We start from the raw sequence: 18,585 nt of genomic DNA on the forward strand, positions 1-18,585 counted from the left end.
TCTTTATCTACGGAGCTCTTTATCTACGAAGCTCTGCGACAAAATCGTAGTAGTCGTTGCGGCAGTAGGTGTCGGTGACTTCGATCGGTGTGTTGTCTTCCAGGTAGCCGACCCGGGTCATCAGCAGCATGGCGGTGCCGGGGGCGATGCCGACGAGGGCGGCAAATTCATCCGAAGCGTTGATCGCCTGGATGTGCTGCAGCGCGCGGACGATCGGCTTGCCGATGCCGTCGAGGTATTCGTAGAGGGAATCGCCCACCGCTTGCGGCTTGGGAATGATCGAAGCGGGCAGGGTGCTCATCTCGATCGCCATCACCGTGTCGTCGGCTTTGCGCAGGCGTTTGAGTCGCGCGACCTTGTCGTTGGGCGAGAGGCCGAGACGGATCAGTTCTTCGTGGGTCGGCGGGGTGATTTCACGTTCGAGCCATTGCGAGCCGGGGACGAAGCCCTTGAGGCGCAACATTTCGCTGAAACCCGAGAGGCGCGACAGCGGTTGTTCCAGGCGCGGTGTGATGAAAGTGCCGGAACCCTGGTTGCGGCGGATCAGGCCTTGCTCGAACAAGACTTCCAGCGCCTTGCGTGCCGTGACACGGGAGATGCCCAGCAGCTCGCTCAGGTTGCGCTCCGAGGGCATCGCCTGCTCGGCTTTCCACTGGCCGGCATGGATTGCCGCTTCCAGATTGCGTGCCAGTTGCAGGTACAACGGCGTGGGCTGGGTGTCGTCAGGGCGTAGGGCCTGGAGGTCATTCATGTAGGTTTGGTCCGATGCGGATATAGGATTGTTGTCGCTCGGTGGTGATCGAAAATTAATACCACTTGAATACCATGTCAATGCCACCACTTTGCTTGGGGCGTGGGAAAGCCTGCCCTGTTACGCGTAATCAATAGGGGTTGGTTTCAAGTGGTATTAAAGGTAGGGATTTTTAGCGCAAAGAACGCAGCCTGCGGTTACGCCGGTCGGGGGGACTGGTATCTTCCCGTCAGGCGTTACCGCAGGCTGCGTTCTTTTGAAATTATTTTTGGAGGAGCGACCGAAGGTAGCGCTCGGAAGACGAAATCGGTGCTTTTTGTGGCGAGGGAGCTTGCTCCCGCTGGGATGCGAAGCAGCCCTGAAATCAGCGAATGCGGTGTCAGGTCATTTTTTTGGGGCCGCTTCGCGCCCCAGCGGGAGCAAGCTCCCTCGCCACAGGTAACTGGGTTACGGGCGGATTTCGATCATCGTGCCATCCGGCACCAGGCCCCAAACCTCACGCATGTCCATGTTGCGCATGGCAATGCAGCCGTCGGTCCAGTCCAGGGTGTGGAACAGGTCTTCCGGGGTCTCTTCGGTGTCCGGTGTGCCGTGGATCATGATCATGCTGCCAGGCGGGACACCTTCACGCCGCGCGCGGGCAGAGTCGCTGACGTTCGGGTAGGAGATGTGCATCGACAGATTGAATTTATCGCTGACCTTGCGCCAGTCCAGCCAATAGAAACCTTCAGGCGTGCGTTTGTCGCCTTCCATCAGTTTCGCCCCCTTAGGTGATTTGCCCAGGGAAATGCGATAGGTCTTGAGCGGCTTGCCGTCATTGATCAATTGCAATTGGTGGGCGGATTTGAGCACAAGAACTTTTTCGATGACTTTGCCGTTCAGGGTTTCCGCAACGGAAGCCTGTGACATGGCGACGAACGACAAGCAAAACACGGCAAGCAACCAGCGCATTGAAACGATATCCCTGAAAGGTGTCGCGACTATTTAGTTAGTTATAGGTGATTTTGGAGCCAGGAGCTTTATGTGATGGCAGGCTGAGCAAGCGGCGGGATCGACTCGGACCGCACGGGGTAGACCTCGGTCCGCCGGTCAGCGAAGAAGCATTCTAAGGTACGGCCCACCGTGCGGAAAGCCAACTCGGACCACGGGATGTCGGCTTCGTCGAAAAGCTGCACTTCCAGGCTCTCGGGGCCGGCGGAAAAATCCAGGTCCACCAGCTCCGCGCGAAAGAATACGTGCACCTGGCTGATATGCGGCACGTCGATCAACGTATAAATGCTCAGGTTACGCACCCGTGCGCAGGCTTCCTCGGCGGTCTCGCGAATGGCCGCCTGCTCAATGGTTTCACCGTTTTCCATGAAACCGGCGGGCAAGGTCCAGTAACCGAGCCGGGGCTCGATGGCGCGTCGGCACAGCAACACTTTCGAGCCCCAGGTCGCCACGCAACCGGCGACGATGTTGGGATTCTGGTAGTGAATCGCCTGACAGCTGTCACAGACAAAACGCAGACGCGAATCGCCTTCGGGAATGCGCTGGGTGACCGGGTTGCCGCACTGACTGCAAAATTTCATGCTTGGGTTCCTGAATGCTGCGCCTATCTTGGCGTGCGACGGTGTCTGTCGGCAAGTTGTCGTTTAGCGACATGCAGTGGTTATGGGGTTGGGCGGCCGGTGTGATTGGTGCATGATGCGAAGTAGAGAACAAATCGAGAAGACTCATGCTGGACGAGCTACTTCACCGGGTAAGCAACCACACGCCGCGAACCCTGGAAACCGATCGACGTTTCCCCGAAGCCGCGGTACTGGTGCCCATCACCCGCAGTGACGAACCGGAACTGGTTCTGACCCTGCGCGCCAGTGGGCTCTCGACCCATGGCGGTGAAGTCGCCTTCCCCGGCGGGCGGCGCGACCCCGAAGACCCGGACCTGATTTTCACCGCGCTGCGTGAGGCCGAAGAAGAAATCGGCTTGCCGCCTGGGCTGGTCGAAGTGATCGGCCCTCTGAGCCCGCTGATCTCCCTGCACGGCATCAAGGTCACGCCTTATGTCGGGGTGATTCCTGATTTTGTCGAATACCTGGCCAACGATGCCGAGATCGCCGCAGTGTTCAGTGTGCCTCTGGAGTTTTTCCGCGAGGATCCTCGGGAACACACCCACCGCATCGATTATCAGGGCCGCAGTTGGTACGTGCCGAGTTATCGTTACGGCGAGTACAAAATCTGGGGCCTGACGGCGATCATGATCGTCGAGTTGATCAACCTGCTCTATGACGCCGACATCAGCCTGCACCACCCGCCCAAAAGCTTTATCAATATTTGAAGCCATCGTTCGTATGGCGTAAACGCGGCTGCCTGAGCCTTGAGGACAATAAGAAGATGAAATATCGCCTGGGCGACGCCCGCGTCGAAACCCATCCGCAGAGCTGGGTCGCACCCAATGCCGTGCTGGTGGGCAAGGTCAGACTGGAAGAGGGCGCCAACGTCTGGTTCAACGCCGTGTTGCGTGGCGACAACGAACTGATCCTGGTCGGCAAGAACAGCAACGTGCAGGACGGTACGGTGATGCACACCGACATGGGCTACCCGCTGACCATCGGCACCGGCGTGACCATTGGCCACAACGCCATGCTTCATGGCTGCACCGTGGGCGATTACAGTCTGATCGGCATTAATGCGGTGATTCTCAACGGCGCGAAAATCGGCAAGAACTGCATCATCGGCGCCAACTCGCTGATCGGTGAGGGCAAGGAGATTCCCGACGGTTCGCTGGTCATGGGCTCGCCGGGCAAGGTGGTTCGTGAGCTGACCGAGCAGCAGAAGAAAATGCTCGAAGCCAGCGCTGCCCACTATGTGCATAACTCTCAGCGTTACGCTCGCGATCTGGCTGAGCAGGAAGAATGAACACCCCCGAACGCCCGGTCCGCTCGCCCTGTGTGAATATTTGTGCGCTGGACGAGGATGACGTTTGCACCGGGTGTCAGCGCACGGTGGAGGAGATTACTCGTTGGAGCCGGATGGACAACGAAGAGCGCCGCAAGGTGTTGGGGTTGTGTCATGAGCGGGCGAAGTCGAGTGGGTTGATCTGGATGCTGGGAAAAACCCCGGACCTGTAGCAGCTGGCGCAGCCTGCGTTCGGCTGCGCAGCAGTCGTAAAATCAGGCACCGCGGTTTTTCAGGTAAACCGTGAACTCAGGATTTACGACTGCTGCGCAGCCGAACGCAGCCTTCGGCAGCTGCTACAGGAATCGTGTTTCGATTTGGTGCTTGTGTATGGCTGAAGTAATCTACGCGCCAAATTGACAGGTATCCCGCCACCCCATGCTCTTCCTGATCGCCTACATCAGCAGCGTCGTACTGATCAACTACGCCTTTTCCACCGCCCCGCACCTGGACATCATCTGGTCAGCCTGGGGCGGGTTGGTGTTTGTCTTGCGCGACATGGTGCAAACCCGCTTCGGCCACGGCGCCATCGCGGCGATGCTCGCGGCGCTGGTCCTGTCTTATGTCACTTCCGATCCGTCCATCGCTTTGGCCAGCGCCACGGCCTTCGCGGTGTCCGAATGTATCGACTGGCTGGTGTTCAGCATCACCAAACGCCCGTTGCACGATCGCCTGTGGATAAGTTCGGCCCTGAGCATTCCCCTCGATACCTTCATCTTCTTCGGCATGATCGACGCCTTCACCCCGGGCGTGATCCTCACCGCCATGGCCTCCAAGTTTGCCGGCGTGACGGTCGTGTGGCTGATCATGGCCTGGCGCTTGCGTAAACAGGCCATCGCCAGCTGAAGCCAAACCCCTCGGTTCATGTAAAATGCCGCGCTTTCTCCCCATGGGAAGCGCGCCAGGCGTTGCATCCCTCGATGATCCGCTTCTTGAGGACCTGAGATGACCCGTATCGGAACTCCATTGTCGCCAACCGCGACCCGCGTATTGCTGTGTGGCTGTGGTGAGTTGGGCAAGGAAGTGGTGATCGAGCTGCAACGCCTGGGCGTTGAAGTGATTGCCGTCGACCGTTACGCCAACGCGCCGGCAATGCAAGTCGCCCATCGCAGCCACGTGATCAACATGCTCGACGGCGCCGCCCTGCGTGCCGTGATCGAAGCCGAGAAGCCGCACTTCATCGTGCCGGAAATCGAAGCCATCGCCACCGCGACCCTGGTTGAGCTGGAAGCCGAAGGCTTCACCGTGATCCCGACCGCGCGCGCCGCGCAGTTGACCATGAACCGCGAAGGCATCCGTCGCCTGGCCGCTGAAGAACTGGACCTGCCGACCTCGCCGTACCACTTCGCCGACACCTTCGAGGACTACAGCAAAGCCGTCCAGGACCTGGGTTTCCCGTGCGTGGTCAAGCCAGTGATGAGCTCGTCGGGCAAAGGCCAGAGCCTGCTGCGCAGCGCCGATGATGTGAAAACCGCGTGGGATTACGCACAAGAAGGCGGCCGTGCCGGTAAAGGTCGCGTGATCGTTGAAGGTTTCATCGACTTCGACTACGAAATCACCCTGCTGACCGTGCGTCACGTGGGCGGCACGACCTTCTGCGCGCCAGTCGGTCACCGTCAGGAGAAGGGCGACTATCAGGAATCCTGGCAGCCACAAGCCATGAGCCCGATTGCCCTGGCTGAATCCGAGCGCGTCGCCAAAGCCGTTACCGAAGCCCTGGGCGGCCGTGGTCTGTTTGGTGTCGAGCTGTTCATCAAAGGTGATCAGGTGTGGTTCAGCGAAGTCTCGCCGCGCCCGCATGACACCGGCCTGGTGACCCTGATTTCCCAGGACCTGTCGCAGTTCGCGCTGCACGCACGGGCGATTCTGGGCCTGCCGATTCCGCTGATCCGTCAGTTCGGGCCTTCGGCGTCGGCGGTGATTCTGGTGGAAGGGCAGTCGACCCAGACCGCTTTCGCCAATCTGGGGGCTGCGTTGAGCGAGCCGGACACGGCGTTGCGTCTGTTTGGCAAGCCAGAGGTCAATGGTCAGCGTCGGATGGGTGTGGCGTTGGCGCGGGATGAGTCGATCGAATTGGCTCGTGCTAAAGCGACCCGTGCTTCTCAGGCTGTTGTTGTAGAGCTGTAAACCGAGGCGCGGCAATCGCTAGCAGGCTAGCTCCCACAGGGTTATGGGTTGGTCACATATTTTGTGTACACCCAATTTCCATGTGGGAGCCAGCCTGCTGGCGATGCTTTTGATTCAGGCCACCCGGTTCAAATCGTTATGCCGCGTCTCCTTCAGACACAGCACCGCAATCAAACTCAGCACCGCCGCTCCCGACACATACCCGCCGACATAACTCAAACCGCCCATCGCCACCAGTTTCTGCGCGAAGAACGGCGCCGCCGAGGCCCCGACGATTCCGCCCAGGTTGTAGGCTGCCGACGCGCCGGTATACCGCACATGCGTTGGAAACAACTCTGGCAGCAGCGCGCCCATCGGCGCAAACGTCACGCCCATCAGAAACAGCTCGATGCACAGGAACAGCGCCACGCCCCAGGTCGAGCCTTGGGTCAGCAGCGGTTCCATCAAGAATCCGGACAGGATCGCCAACACACCGCCAATGATCAGCACCGGTTTGCGCCCGTAGCGGTCGCTGGCCCAGGCCGACAACGGTGTTGCCGCCGCCATGAACAGTACGGCGAAGCACAGCAGGCCGAGGAAGGTTTCGCGACTGTAGCCGAGTGTCGACACGCCATAACTCAACGAAAATACGGTCGAGATGTAGAACAGTGCGTAACACACCACCATCGACCCGGCACCCAGCAGCATCGGCACCCAGTACTGACTGAACAGCTCGACCAGCGGGATCTTCACCCGTTCCTGACGGGCCATGGCGTTGGCAAACACCGGGGTTTCGTGGAGTTTGAGCCGCACGTAGAGGCCTACCATCACCAGCGCGGCGCTGAGCAGGAACGGAATCCGCCAGCCCCACGAGCGAAACTGCTCGTCATTCAGGGTCATGGCCAGTGTCAGGAACAGGCCGTTAGCCGCCAGAAAACCGATCGAAGGACCGAGCTGCGGGAACATGCCGAACCAGGCGCGCTTGCCCTTGGGCGCATTCTCCGTCGCCAGCAGCGCCGCACCGCCCCATTCGCCGCCCAGGCCAAGGCCTTGGCCGAAACGCAGCACGCACAGCAGGATCGGCGCCCAGGCCCCGATGCTGTCGTAACCCGGCAATACACCGATCAGCGTGGTGCACACACCCATCAACAGCAGCGAAGCGACCAGGGTCGACTTGCGCCCGACGCGGTCACCGAAGTGGCCGAACAGCGCCGAGCCCAAGGGTCTTGCGAGGAAGGCGATGCCGAAGGTGAGGAACGCCGACAGCATCTGGGCGGTGCCGGAAGTCTGCGGAAAGAACACCGGACCGATCACCAGCGCAGCGGCTGTGGCATAGACGTAGAAATCGTAAAACTCGATGGCCGTGCCGATAAAACTCGCCGTGGCCACGCGGGTGGCGGAGTTTGTCGGTTGCGCAGGCGTGGTTTCGTTATAAGTCGTGCTGGTCGTCATGCGGTTATCCCTGACAGTCATGTGCCCCAGTGGAGCGAATTATTATGGTCGAACACCCAGGGATGTGGGAGTGAGGCGCGGCCGCTGTTCAAGGTAGGAACAGTCGTCGGTGTAGTGCGGATTTTGCCGATGGTCTGGCCGGAACCTGCTGCGTGCGGGGTAAGCACGTGGTCCGGCGGGGCTTGGGTAAGCGGATTTGATTATAGGAAGGTGGCTAACGATCAAACAAGTGGCTTGGGATTAGCGAGGTCTCTGTGGCGAGGGGGCTTGCCCCCGTTGCGTTGCGAAGCAGTGCCAAAACCTGCGACAGTGCTCTTCCTGACACACCGCGTGTGCCGAACCTGCGACTGCTTCGCAGCCGAACGGGGGCAAGCCCCCTCGCCACAGGATATGTGTTTGGGTTTAGATCACTGCAGGCACGGAGCTGGTATGCCAGATCAGCACGCGCGTGACGCGATTGTCTTCCGTCTCCAGAATCTCCAGCCGATAACGCCCGATCTTCAGGCACACCGCACTGTCCGGAATCGTCTCCAGCGCCTCGGTCACCAACCCGTTAAGAGTTTTCGGGCCATCGCTGGGCAGGTGCCAGCCCAGGCTCTTGTTCAATTCGCGAATCGACGCCGCACCTTCGATCATCAGGCGCCCATCGGCCTGCGGATGAATGTGCGGGTTGTCCAGGCTGTGCTGGCTTTCGAATTCGCCGACGATTTCTTCAAGAATGTCTTCCAGGGTCACGATGCCCAGTACTTCACCGTACTCGTCGACGACCATGCCCAGGCGCCGCTGCTGTTTGTGGAAATTCAGCAGCTGCAGCTGCAGCGGAGTGCTTTCCGGCACGAAGTACGGTTCGTGACTGGCGGCCAGCAGTGCTTCTAGCGTCAGGCTAGCATCGGCCAGCAAGTGGCGGATCTGTCGGGTATTGAGCACCGCTTCGACCTGGTTGATGTCGCTGTGGAACACCGGCAGGCGCGTGCGCTTGTTGTTACGCAGTTGCTCGATGATTTCTGCGAGGGAGTCGTCGAGGTTGATCCCGTCGACGTCACTGCGGGTCACCAGGATGTCATTGACCGTGATGTTGTCCAGCGCGTGGATGCCCGACAGCGGGTGCGGGCGGCAGACGGCTTGATCGTAATCGTCCTTCCGGTCGTTCGGGCTCTCGTCTTCGCTCTGTTGCACCACTTTGACTTTGCGGGCAAACGGTCGCATAAGCAGCTGAGTCAAACCGTTGAGCAGCCAGGCGGCCGGGTAGATGATTTTCAGTGGCGCGCCGAGCAGCGTGTTTCCCAAGGCCAGAACAGCGTCGGGATAGCGCACGGCGAGGGTGCGCGGCAGGTAGTCGGCAAACACCAGAAGCGCGGCACCGGCGCCTGCACAGGCAATCCACGGACCGTTTTCTGCCCAGATGAAGATCGCCAGCAAGGTGCTGATGACCACGGCCAGTGCGCGGCACAGGGTATTGCAGAAGATCAGGCTGTTGAGCGGGAAGCTCAGCTTCGCGACCGGTTTATCGCTGGAGCGCGAGGCGGTTCGCTGGGCCAACAAGTATTGTTGCGCGGTTTCGATAGCGGTAAACAGCCCCGACCATAAAATCAGCAAGGCCAATACCGCGAGCATCGGCCCTATGGGCAAGTCGTCCATTAATGCCGCCCGTCAGATGTGCAAGATGTATTCACGGACCAGCTTACTGCCGAAGTACGCCAGCATCAGCAGGCAGAAACCGGCGAGGGTCCAGCGAATGGCCTTGTGTCCGCGCCAGCCGAGGCGGTTTCGGCCCCAAAGCAGCACGCTGAAGACGATCCAGGCCAGGCAAGCCAGCAAGGTTTTGTGCACCAGGTGCTGGGCGAACAGGTTGTCGACGAACAACCAGCCGGAAATCAGTGACAGCGACAACAGGGTCCAGCCGGCCCAGAGGAAGCCGAACAGCAGGCTCTCCATGGTTTGCAGCGGCGGAAAGTTCTTGATCAGCCCTGAAGGGTGCTTGTGCTTGAGCTGATGGTCTTGCACCAGCAGCAACAAGGCCTGAAACATCGCGATGGTGAACATGCCGTAAGCGAGGATCGACAGCAGGATGTGGGCGAGGATGCCCGGCTCTTCGTCGATGATCTGCACCGTACCGGCGGGGGCGAACTGCGCCAGCAACACCGTGGCGGCACCGAGCGGGAACAGCAATATAAGCAGGTTTTCCACGGGGATCCGCGAGCAGGCCAGCAGGGTCAGGGCGATGACTGCCGCGGCAATCAGGCTGGCGGCACTGAAAAAGTCCAGGCCCAGGCCAATCGGTGTCAGCAGGTGGGTGAACAGGCTGGCGCTGTGAGCCAGCACGGCAAGCACGCCGAGCGTGACCAGCAGGCGCTTGTTCGCCTTGGCGCCGGTGGCCAGACGAGTGCCTTGATAGAGGGTCGCAGCGGCATATAAGCAGGCGGCGGCGAGGGTAGTCAGCAAACTGGGTGACAAGGGGAGCATAAATCCTGTTAGGCAAGCCCGAAAGGCGCTGAGTTTGGCATAGAACCCCCGTAGCACGAAAGACCATGCAACCTGACGATGAGGTGTCCGCCAGACGCAGTCTTCGCTATAATCCGCGACCTGCCCACGCCGCAGGCTCGCCGAGCACATGTTTATTCCGGTCTGGGCCGCCATTATCCCGGTCTACACAGGGCCTGAAAGGATCGCGCAATGTTTGAAAACTTAACCGACCGTCTCTCGCAGACGCTGCGCCATGTCACCGGCAAGGCCAAGCTGACCGAGGACAATATCAAAGACACCCTGCGCGAAGTGCGCATGGCGTTGCTCGAAGCCGACGTCGCCTTGCCGGTGGTGAAAGACTTCGTCAATTCGGTCAAGGAGCGCGCCGTCGGCACCGAGGTGTCTCGTAGCCTGACGCCGGGCCAGGCCTTCGTGAAGATCGTCCAGGCCGAGCTCGAAAGCCTGATGGGCGCCGCCAACGAAGACTTGAACCTGAGCGCCGTTCCGCCTGCCGTGGTGTTGATGGCCGGTTTGCAGGGTGCGGGTAAAACCACCACCGCCGGCAAGCTCGCGCGCTTCCTTAAAGAGCGCAAGAAGAAGTCGGTCATGGTCGTGTCCGCGGACGTTTACCGTCCGGCGGCGATCAAACAGCTGGAAATGCTCGCCGGTGAAGTGGGCGTTACCTTCTTCCCGTCCGACCTGAGCCAGAAGCCGGTCGACATCGCGCAAGCGGCTATAAAAGAAGCAAAGCTTAAGTTTATTGATGTAGTCATCGTCGATACCGCCGGTCGTCTGCACATCGACGAAGAGATGATGGGCGAGATCAAGGCATTGCACGCCGCGATCAACCCGGTCGAAACCCTGTTCGTGGTCGACGCCATGACCGGCCAGGACGCCGCCAACACGGCCAAGGCCTTCGGCGACGCATTGCCGCTGACCGGTGTGATCCTGACCAAGGTCGACGGCGACGCCCGTGGCGGTGCCGCCCTGTCGGTGCGTGCCATCACCGGCAAGCCGATCAAGTTCATCGGTATGGGCGAGAAGAGCGAAGCGCTCGAACCGTTCCACCCCGAGCGTATTGCTTCGCGCATCCTCGGCATGGGCGACGTGCTCAGCCTGATCGAACAGGCGGAAGCGACGCTCGACAAGGACAAAGCCGACAAGCTTGCTAAAAAGTTGAAGAAGGGCAAGGGCTTCGACCTCGAAGACTTCCGCGATCAGCTGCAACAGATGAAGAACATGGGCGGCCTCGGCGGCCTCATGGACAAACTGCCGAACATCGGCGGCGTGAACCTGGCGCAGATGGGCAATGCCCAGGGTGCGGCAGAGAAACAATTCAAGCAAATGGAAGCCATCATCAATTCCATGACCCCGGCCGAGCGCCGCGACCCTGAGCTGATCAGCGGTTCGCGCAAACGCCGGATCGCCATGGGTTCCGGCACCCAGGTGCAGGACATCGGTCGCTTGATCAAGCAGCACAAGCAGATGCAGAAGATGATGAAGAAATTCTCCGCGAAAGGCGGAATGGCCAAAATGATGCGCGGCATGGGCGGTATGTTGCCCGGCGGCGGCATGCCAAAAATGTAAAGAATCCGCACCGACAGCGATGTCGGTGCAGTACCACAGTAATGTGGGAACTCCAGCAAACCCGCACTTGGCGGGAGCTGACTGGCCGTTTTCAACGACGGCTCTATAGCAAATCTGCATGGCGTCCGATAGGCCGCCGGAAAAAGACATTTGCAAAAGTCCGGATATTCCTTAGAATATGCGGCCTTTCGGGCACCTATGCCCGCTGTGCCTTTAGATTTGCAGCACCGACTACAGGAACGATGTTCACATGCTAACAATCCGTCTTGCCCTTGGCGGCTCCAAAAAGCGCCCGTTTTACCACTTGACCGTAACCGACAGCCGCAACCCGCGCGACGGTTCGCACAAGGAACAGGTTGGTTTCTTCAACCCTGTTGCTCGTGGTCAAGAAGTCCGTCTGTCCGTGAACCAAGAGCGCGTAGCCTACTGGCTGAGCGTTGGTGCACAACCTTCTGAGCGTGTTGCTCAGTTGTTGAAGGATGCATCTAAGGCTGCGGCCTGAGCAATATGAACGCGACGCCAGCCATTGCTGATGATTTGATCGTTATCGGCAAGATTTATTCTGTTCATGGCGTTCGCGGCGAAGTGAAGGTTTATTCCTTTACTGATCCGACTGAAAACCTGTTGCAGTACAAAACCTGGACGCTCAAGCGCGAAGGCAATGTGAAACAGGTCGAGCTGGTCAGCGGACGTGGGAACGACAAGTTCCTGGTCGCAAAGCTCAAGGGTCTTGATGATCGTGAAGAAGCTCGTCTTCTGGCCGGTTATGAGATCTGCGTGCCGCGCAACCTGTTCCCTGAATTGACCGACGGCGAGTACTACTGGTACCAGCTGGAAGGTCTGAAGGTCATTGATCAACTCGGGCAATTGCTCGGGAAAATCGATCATCTTCTGGAAACCGGCGCCAATGATGTAATGGTGGTCAAGCCTTGCGCTGGCAGCCTGGATGATCGCGAACGCCTGTTGCCCTATACGGAGCAATGCGTGTTGGCCGTCGACCTCGCAGCAGGCGAGATGAAGGTGGAATGGGATGCGGACTTCTAAGCGTGGCTAACTTGCGCGTAGAAGTGATCAGTTTGTTTCCCGAGATGTTCTCCGCCATCAGCGAGTACGGCATCACCAGTCGTGCGGTGAAACAGGGGCTGTTGCAGCTCACCTGTTGGAATCCGCGAGACTACACGACGGATCGACATCACACTGTGGACGATCGCCCATTTGGCGGTGGTCCGGGCATGGTGATGAAGATCAAGCCCCTGGAAGATGCATTGGTTCAGGCCAAGGCAGCAGCCGGGGAGGCGGCGAAGGTAATTTACCTGTCCCCCCAAGGCCGTCAACTGACTCAGTCGGCGGTACGCGAGTTGGCGAATCTGGATGCATTGATCCTGATTGCCGGCCGCTATGAAGGCATTGACGAGCGTTTTATTGATGCTCATGTCGATGAAGAGTGGTCGATTGGCGACTATGTACTGTCTGGCGGCGAGCTGCCGGCGATGGTCCTGATCGATGCGGTTACACGACTGCTGCCTGGAGCTTTAGGGCATGCGGACTCCGCCGAGGAAGATTCCTTTACGGATGGTTTGCTGGATTGCCCGCACTACACCCGACCTGAGGTGTATGCGGATCAGCGTGTTCCCGACGTGTTGCTAAGTGGCAATCACGCGCATATCCGGCGTTGGCGTTTACAGCAGTCCCTTGGTAGGACCTTTGAACGACGCGCCGATCTTCTGGAAAGCCGCTCGCTTTCTGGAGAAGAGAAGAAGCTGCTCGAGGAATACATCCGCGAGCGGGACGATAGTTAACAACGTATCGATGGTAAGTCCGTTGATTTACCTTAGGAGCACAGCATGACTAACAAAATCATCCTTGCACTCGAAGCAGAGCAGATGACCAAAGAGATCCCTACCTTTGCCCCGGGCGACACTATTGTCGTTCAGGTGAAAGTGAAGGAAGGCGACCGTTCGCGTTTGCAAGCGTTCGAAGGTGTTGTTATCGCCAAGCGTAACCGCGGCGTAAACAGTGCTTTCACCGTTCGTAAAATCTCCAACGGTGTTGGCGTAGAGCGTACTTTCCAGACCTACAGCCCGCAAATCGACAGCATGGCCGTTAAACGTCGCGGTGACGTACGTAAAGCCAAGCTGTACTACCTGCGTGACCTGTCCGGTAAAGCAGCTCGCATCAAGGAAAAACTGGCTTAAGCCCAGCTTCCGATGCAGAAAAAAGCAGCCTACGGGCTGCTTTTTTGTTGCCTGCGATTTACCTGAGGGAGCGTGGCTTGCCCGCGAATCGATCCACCAGACACCGCGTTTACATCAGGCTCTATAAAGCCCCGGCAGGCTATGAAAGACTTACCTTCAGTTTTCCAGTTACCTGAGCCTCTATGCCCGCCATCGATCATCCCCTGATAGACCAATTCCTCGACGCCCTGTGGTTGGAGAAGGGCCTGTCGGACAACACCCGCGATGCCTATCGCAGTGACTTGGCCCTGTTCAACGGCTGGCTGCAGGACAAGGGCCTGGAATTGATCAACGCCGGCCGTGAATTGATCCTCGATCACTTGGCCTGGCGCCTGGAGCAGAATTACAAACCCCGTTCCACGGCGCGATTTCTCTCCGGCGTGCGTGGGTTTTATCGCTATTTGCTGCGGGAAAAGCTGATCGCCGTCGATCCGACCTTGCGTGTCGATATGCCCCAACTGGGTAGGCCGTTGCCTAAATCTCTGTCGGAAGCAGACGTGGAAGCGCTGCTGAAAGCCCCGGACTTGAGCGAGGCTATCGGTCAGCGTGACCGCGCCATGCTCGAAGTGCTTTACGCGTGCGGCCTGCGGGTGACGGAGCTGATCAGCCTGACACTGGAACAGGTCAATCTGCGCCAGGGTGTGCTGCGGGTGATGGGCAAGGGCAGCAAGGAGCGCCTGGTGCCGATGGGCGAAGAGGCGATTGTCTGGGTCGAGCGTTATATGCGTGATGGCCGCCAGGAACTGCTCGGCGGACGTCCCAGCGATGTCATGTTCCCCAGCCAGCGCGGCGAGCAGATGACCCGCCAGACTTTCTGGCACCGCATCAAGCACCAGGCCAAGGTCGCCGGGATCGGCAAGTCGCTATCCCCGCACACCTTGCGCCATGCGTTCGCCACGCACTTGCTCAACCACGGCGCCGACTTGCGTGTGGTGCAAATGCTGCTCGGCCACAGCGACCTGTCGACCACGCAGATCTACACCCACGTCGCCCGCGCACGCTTGCAGGACCTGCACGCCAAACACCACCCGCGCGGCTGATCAAGGTACTGCGCGATCCGTGTAGGAGCGAAGCTTGCTCGCGAAGAACGTCTGGACAACATGTTCTTCCAGACAGCACGCGTTATCGTTGACGCCCTTCGCGAGCAAGCTTCGCTCCTACAGGGATCGTGGTGTTTTTGCTGGTCGGGCGTTGTCTTGTCACCCGCATTCGGCCACACAGCCCTTATGTGGTAGGCTTTGCCGGTTTGCACGATGGGCGGTTATGACCCGGTGTTTCGGCACGGGCGTTCTGATCGTCCCATTTGTCCGTCTTCAGGAGTTCTCATGCGTCTGACCCAGATTTTCGCCGCCGCAGCCATTGCGTTGGTCAGCACCTTTGCCGTCGCCGATGACGCGGCCGACAAAGCAATCCGTAAAAGCCTGGAAAACCTCCAGCTCGAAGTGCCGGTAGAAAGCATCTCCGCCAGCCCGCTGCCGGGCCTGTACGAAGTCAAACTGCAAGGCAGCCGCGTGCTCTACGCCAGCGCCGACGGCCAATACGTGGTTCAGGGCTACATGTTCCAGCTCAAGGACGGCAAACCGATCAACCTGACCGAGAAGACCGAACGCCTGGGCGTGTCCAAACTGGTCAACGCCATTCCCGTCGCGGAAACCGTGGTCTACCCGGCGATCGGCGAAACCAAATCGCACATCACCGTGTTCACCGACACCACCTGCCCGTACTGCCACAAACTGCATGCCGAAGTGCCTGAGCTGAACAAGCGCGGCATTGAAGTGCGTTACGTCGCGTTCCCGCGCCAGGGCCTGGGCTCGCCGGGTGACGAACAGCTGCAAGCGGTCTGGTGCTCGAAAGACAAGAAAGCAGCCATGGACAAGATGGTCGACGGCAAGGAAATCAAGGCCGCCAAGTGCGATAACCCGGTTTCCAAGCAGTTCGCCCTCGGTCAGTCGATCGGCGTGAACGGCACACCGGCCATCGTTTTGGCGGACGGTCAGGTCATTCCGGGCTACCAGCCTGCGCCACAAGTCGCCAAACTGGCGCTGGGCGCGAAATAATTCGCATCGTCACGGCCAGCCTTTGACGATCATGGTCCGGCGGTAACATTTGTCGGGCCATTAATAGAGAGCCGCGAGCATGCGGCTGTTTTCACGGCCGGCCTTGAGTCGGCCGTTTTATGGGGAGTTCACAGTGAAACCGGTCAAAGTAGGCATCTGTGGGTTAGGGACCGTCGGTGGCGGTACCTTCAACGTACTTCAGCGCAACGCCGAGGAAATTGCTCGTCGTGCCGGGCGTGGAATCGAAGTGGCACAAATTGCCATGCGCACGCCAAAGCCTCAGTTCCAAACGACCGGTATTGCGATTACCAACGATGTCTTCGAAGTGGCCACGAACCCTGAGATCGACATCGTTATAGAGCTGATGGGCGGCTACACCGTTGCCCGCGAGCTGGTACTCAAGGCCATCGAGAATGGCAAGCATGTGGTCACCGCGAACAAGGCACTGATCGCCGTTCACGGTAATGAGATTTTCGCCAAGGCCCGCGAGAAGGGCGTGATTGTGGCGTTCGAAGCGGCTGTGGCCGGTGGCATTCCGGTGATCAAGGCGATCCGTGAAGGCCTGTCCGCCAACCGCATCAACTGGGTTGCCGGGATCATCAACGGCACCGGCAACTTCATCCTCACCGAGATGCGTGAGAAGGGGCGCACCTTCGAAGACGTACTCGCCGAGGCGCAAGCCCTGGGTTACGCCGAAGCCGATCCGACTTTCGACGTTGAAGGCATCGACGCAGCCCACAAGCTGACGATCCTGGCCTCCATCGCCTTCGGCATCCCGCTGCAATTCGACAAGGCCTACACCGAAGGCATCACCAAGCTGACCACCGCTGACGTGAACTACGCCGAAGCGCTGGGCTATCGCATCAAGCATCTGGGCGTCGCTCGCAGCACTGCGGCTGGCATCGAGTTGCGCGTGCACCCGACGCTGATCCCGGCCGATCGCCTGATCGCCAACGTCAACGGCGTAATGAACGCGGTGATGGTCAACGGTGACGCTGCCGGCTCGACCCTGTTCTACGGCGCGGGTGCCGGCATGGAGCCGACCGCTTCGTCGGTGATCGCCGACCTGGTGGACGTGGTTCGCGCCATGACCTCCGACCCGGAAAACCGTGTGCCGCACCTTGCCTTCCAGCCGGATTCGCTGTCGGCGCACCCGATCCTGCCGATCGAAGCCTGCGAAAGCGCCTACTACCTGCGTATTCAGGCGAAAGACCATCCGGGCGTACTGGCCCAGGTCGCGAGCATCCTGTCGGAGCGCGGCATCAACATCGAATCGATCATGCAGAAAGAAGTCGAAGAGCATGACGGTCTGGTGCCGATGATCCTGCTGACCCATCGCGTGCTGGAACAGCACATGAACGACGCGATCGCCGCCCTCGAAGCACTGACGGGTGTAGTGGGTCCGGTTGTACGGATCCGTGTCGAACACCTGAATTAACACAGCGGCAAGCAGCAAGCTTCAAGCAGCAAGTCAAAGGCAGATCGGCTTTTGCTTGCAGCTTGTAGCTTGCCCCTTGAAGCCCAAACCGAAGGTTTGCCCCTATGCGCTATATCAGTACCCGCGGCCAGGCACCGGCCCTGAATTTCGAAGATGTCCTGCTGGCCGGTCTCGCCACCGACGGCGGTCTGTACGTCCCGGAAAACCTGCCACGTTTCACCCAGGAAGAAATAGCTTCCTGGGCCGGCCTGCCGTATCACGAGCTGGCTTTCCGCGTCATGCGCCCGTTCGTCACCGGCAGCATTCCCGATGCCGATTTCAAAAAGATTCTGGAAGAAACCTACGGTGTGTTCTCGCACAACGCCGTGGCACCGTTGCGTCAGTTGAACGGCAACGAATGGGTGCTGGAGCTGTTCCACGGCCCGACCCTGGCGTTCAAGGACTTTGCCCTGCAACTGCTGGGCCGCCTGCTCGACTACGTACTGGAAAAACGCGGTGAGCGCGTGGTGATTGTCGGCGCCACCTCCGGTGATACCGGTTCGGCCGCCATCGAAGGCTGCAAGCACTGCGAAAACGTCGACATCTTCATCCTGCACCCGCACAACCGCGTGTCCGAAGTGCAGCGTCGGCAGATGACCACCATTTTCGGCGAGAACATCCACAACATCGCTATCGAAGGCAACTTCGATGACTGCCAGGAAATGGTCAAGGCGAGCTTCGCCGACCAAAGCTTCCTCAAGGGCACGCGCCTGGTGGCGGTGAACTCGATCAACTGGGCGCGGATCATGGCCCAGATCGTCTACTACTTCCACGCAGCCCTGCAGTTGGGCGGCCCGGCTCGCTCAGTGTCGTTCTCGGTGCCGACCGGCAACTTCGGCGATATCTTCGCTGGTTACCTGGCACGCAACATGGGTCTGCCGATCAACCAGTTGATCGTCGCCACCAACCGCAACGACATCCTGCACCGCTTCATGAGCGGCAACCAGTACGTCAAGGAAACCTTGCACGCCACGCTGTCGCCGTCGATGGACATCATGGTGTCGTCGAACTTCGAACGCCTGCTGTTCGACCTGCACGGTCGCAACGGCGCAGCGATTGCCGGTTTGATGGACACCTTCAAGCAGGGTGGCGGTTTCAGCGTTGAACAGGAACGCTGGACCGAAGCCCGCAAGTTGTTCGATTCGTTGGCCGTGGATGACGCGCAAACCTGCGAAACCATCGCCGACGTCTATGAGCAAACCGGTGAGCTGCTGGATCCGCACACCGCCATCGGTGTGAAGGCTGCGCGCGAATGCCGTCGTAGCCTGGATATTCCAATGGTGATTCTCGGCACGGCTCATCCGGTCAAATTCCCGGATGCAGTGGAGAAAGCCGGCGTAGGAAAAGCGCTCGAACTACCTGCACATCTTTCTGATTTGTTTGAGCGAGATGAGCGTTGCACCGTGTTGCCGAATGATTTGAAAGCCGTGCAGGCCTTTGTCAGTCAGCATGGCAACCGCGGCAAGCCTCTGTAACCGGTAAAAGCTGTCACATTTTGAAGCCCGTCTCCTGACGGGCTTT

20 protein-coding genes are annotated in these 18,585 nt (G+C 59.3%); 14 read left to right on the top strand and 6 right to left on the bottom strand.

Features of this window, described 5'->3' with window-relative positions; all coding sequences use genetic code 11:
* Window positions 1-19: 19 nt before the first annotated feature.
* From ACYZT6_RS03145 to ACYZT6_RS03155, 3 genes are all read right to left on the bottom strand, one after another.
* Window positions 20-751, bottom strand: coding sequence for a GntR family transcriptional regulator (locus tag ACYZT6_RS03145; protein WP_010463034.1), 732 nt, complete (start codon window positions 749-751; stop codon window positions 20-22).
* Window positions 752-1,198: 447 nt separating this feature from the next.
* Window positions 1,199-1,702, bottom strand: coding sequence for a L,D-transpeptidase family protein (locus ACYZT6_RS03150; protein ID WP_462025687.1), 504 nt, complete (start codon window positions 1,700-1,702; stop codon window positions 1,199-1,201).
* Window positions 1,703-1,770: 68 nt separating this feature from the next.
* Complete coding sequence (locus tag ACYZT6_RS03155) at window positions 1,771-2,322, bottom strand: NUDIX hydrolase (protein WP_145306858.1); 552 nt, start codon at window positions 2,320-2,322, stop codon at window positions 1,771-1,773.
* A 146-nt stretch (window positions 2,323-2,468) separates the two neighbouring features.
* Here ACYZT6_RS03155 and ACYZT6_RS03160 point away from each other — a divergent pair, with 146 nt between their 5' ends.
* The 5 genes from ACYZT6_RS03160 (at window position 2,469) to purT (ending at window position 5,815) form a co-directional block, all read left to right on the top strand.
* Window positions 2,469-3,068 (top strand): CoA pyrophosphatase, encoded by a 600-nt coding sequence (locus ACYZT6_RS03160; protein ID WP_461979771.1) that lies wholly within the window; start codon window positions 2,469-2,471, stop codon window positions 3,066-3,068.
* A gap of 56 nt (window positions 3,069-3,124) precedes the next feature.
* The gene (locus ACYZT6_RS03165; protein ID WP_462025688.1) at window positions 3,125-3,649 is read left to right on the top strand and encodes a gamma carbonic anhydrase family protein; all 525 of its coding nucleotides are present in this window, start codon (window positions 3,125-3,127) and stop codon (window positions 3,647-3,649) included.
* A complete protein-coding gene (locus ACYZT6_RS03170; protein ID WP_462025689.1) occupies window positions 3,646-3,861 on the top strand; it encodes a DUF1289 domain-containing protein in 216 nt (71 codons plus the stop codon). Before ACYZT6_RS03165 ends, ACYZT6_RS03170 begins: the two co-directional genes overlap by 4 nt.
* A 205-nt stretch (window positions 3,862-4,066) precedes the next feature.
* Complete coding sequence (locus ACYZT6_RS03175; protein ID WP_462025690.1) at window positions 4,067-4,534, top strand: preQ0 transporter; 468 nt, start codon at window positions 4,067-4,069, stop codon at window positions 4,532-4,534.
* Window positions 4,535-4,633: 99 nt separating this feature from the next.
* Window positions 4,634-5,815, top strand: a complete 1,182-nt coding sequence (gene purT / locus ACYZT6_RS03180) for a formate-dependent phosphoribosylglycinamide formyltransferase (protein ID WP_462025691.1) — start codon at window positions 4,634-4,636, stop codon at window positions 5,813-5,815.
* Between the two features lie 114 nt (window positions 5,816-5,929).
* On the opposite strand, the gene ACYZT6_RS03185 is transcribed toward purT, so the two are convergent.
* The 3 genes from ACYZT6_RS03185 to ACYZT6_RS03195 form a co-directional block, all read right to left on the bottom strand.
* Window positions 5,930-7,246 (bottom strand): MFS transporter, encoded by a 1,317-nt coding sequence (locus ACYZT6_RS03185; RefSeq protein WP_462025692.1) that lies wholly within the window; start codon window positions 7,244-7,246, stop codon window positions 5,930-5,932.
* A gap of 402 nt (window positions 7,247-7,648) precedes the next feature.
* Window positions 7,649-8,884, bottom strand: a complete 1,236-nt coding sequence (locus ACYZT6_RS03190) for a transporter associated domain-containing protein (RefSeq protein WP_462025693.1) — start codon at window positions 8,882-8,884, stop codon at window positions 7,649-7,651.
* Window positions 8,885-8,896: 12 nt separating this feature from the next.
* Window positions 8,897-9,709 (bottom strand): cytochrome C assembly family protein, encoded by an 813-nt coding sequence (locus tag ACYZT6_RS03195; RefSeq protein WP_462025694.1) that lies wholly within the window; start codon window positions 9,707-9,709, stop codon window positions 8,897-8,899.
* A gap of 210 nt (window positions 9,710-9,919) precedes the next feature.
* Between ACYZT6_RS03195 and ffh the strand changes: the two genes are divergently transcribed.
* The 9 genes from ffh (at window position 9,920) to thrC (ending at window position 18,539) form a co-directional block, all read left to right on the top strand.
* A complete protein-coding gene (gene ffh, locus ACYZT6_RS03200) occupies window positions 9,920-11,296 on the top strand; it encodes a signal recognition particle protein (protein WP_003209589.1) in 1,377 nt (458 codons plus the stop codon).
* Between the two features lie 250 nt (window positions 11,297-11,546).
* Window positions 11,547-11,798, top strand: a complete 252-nt coding sequence (gene rpsP, locus ACYZT6_RS03205) for a 30S ribosomal protein S16 (RefSeq protein WP_010463010.1) — start codon at window positions 11,547-11,549, stop codon at window positions 11,796-11,798.
* A gap of 5 nt (window positions 11,799-11,803) precedes the next feature.
* A complete protein-coding gene (gene rimM / locus ACYZT6_RS03210) occupies window positions 11,804-12,340 on the top strand; it encodes a ribosome maturation factor RimM (protein ID WP_010463008.1) in 537 nt (178 codons plus the stop codon).
* A complete protein-coding gene (gene trmD / locus ACYZT6_RS03215; protein WP_173860472.1) occupies window positions 12,322-13,095 on the top strand; it encodes a tRNA (guanosine(37)-N1)-methyltransferase TrmD in 774 nt (257 codons plus the stop codon). Before rimM ends, trmD begins: the two co-directional genes overlap by 19 nt.
* Window positions 13,096-13,140: 45 nt before the next feature.
* Window positions 13,141-13,491 carry a 50S ribosomal protein L19 gene (rplS, locus tag ACYZT6_RS03220; RefSeq protein ID WP_003175895.1) on the top strand — a complete coding sequence of 117 codons (351 nt, stop codon included), beginning with the start codon at window positions 13,141-13,143 and terminating at the stop codon, window positions 13,489-13,491.
* Window positions 13,492-13,673: 182 nt separating this feature from the next.
* Window positions 13,674-14,570: a site-specific tyrosine recombinase XerD gene (xerD, locus tag ACYZT6_RS03225; RefSeq protein WP_462025695.1), complete on the top strand. Its 897-nt coding sequence runs from the start codon at window positions 13,674-13,676 to the stop codon at window positions 14,568-14,570.
* 285 nt (window positions 14,571-14,855) lie between these two features.
* The gene (dsbC, locus tag ACYZT6_RS03230) at window positions 14,856-15,587 is read left to right on the top strand and encodes a bifunctional protein-disulfide isomerase/oxidoreductase DsbC (protein WP_109628141.1); all 732 of its coding nucleotides are present in this window, start codon (window positions 14,856-14,858) and stop codon (window positions 15,585-15,587) included.
* A gap of 133 nt (window positions 15,588-15,720) precedes the next feature.
* Complete coding sequence (locus ACYZT6_RS03235; RefSeq protein ID WP_027924910.1) at window positions 15,721-17,025, top strand: homoserine dehydrogenase; 1,305 nt, start codon at window positions 15,721-15,723, stop codon at window positions 17,023-17,025.
* Between the two features lie 104 nt (window positions 17,026-17,129).
* Window positions 17,130-18,539 (top strand): threonine synthase, encoded by a 1,410-nt coding sequence (thrC, locus tag ACYZT6_RS03240; RefSeq protein ID WP_462025696.1) that lies wholly within the window; start codon window positions 17,130-17,132, stop codon window positions 18,537-18,539.
* The last annotated feature ends 46 nt before the right edge of the window (window positions 18,540-18,585 follow it).

This window comes from Pseudomonas sp. RT6P73, from assembly GCF_054897715.1.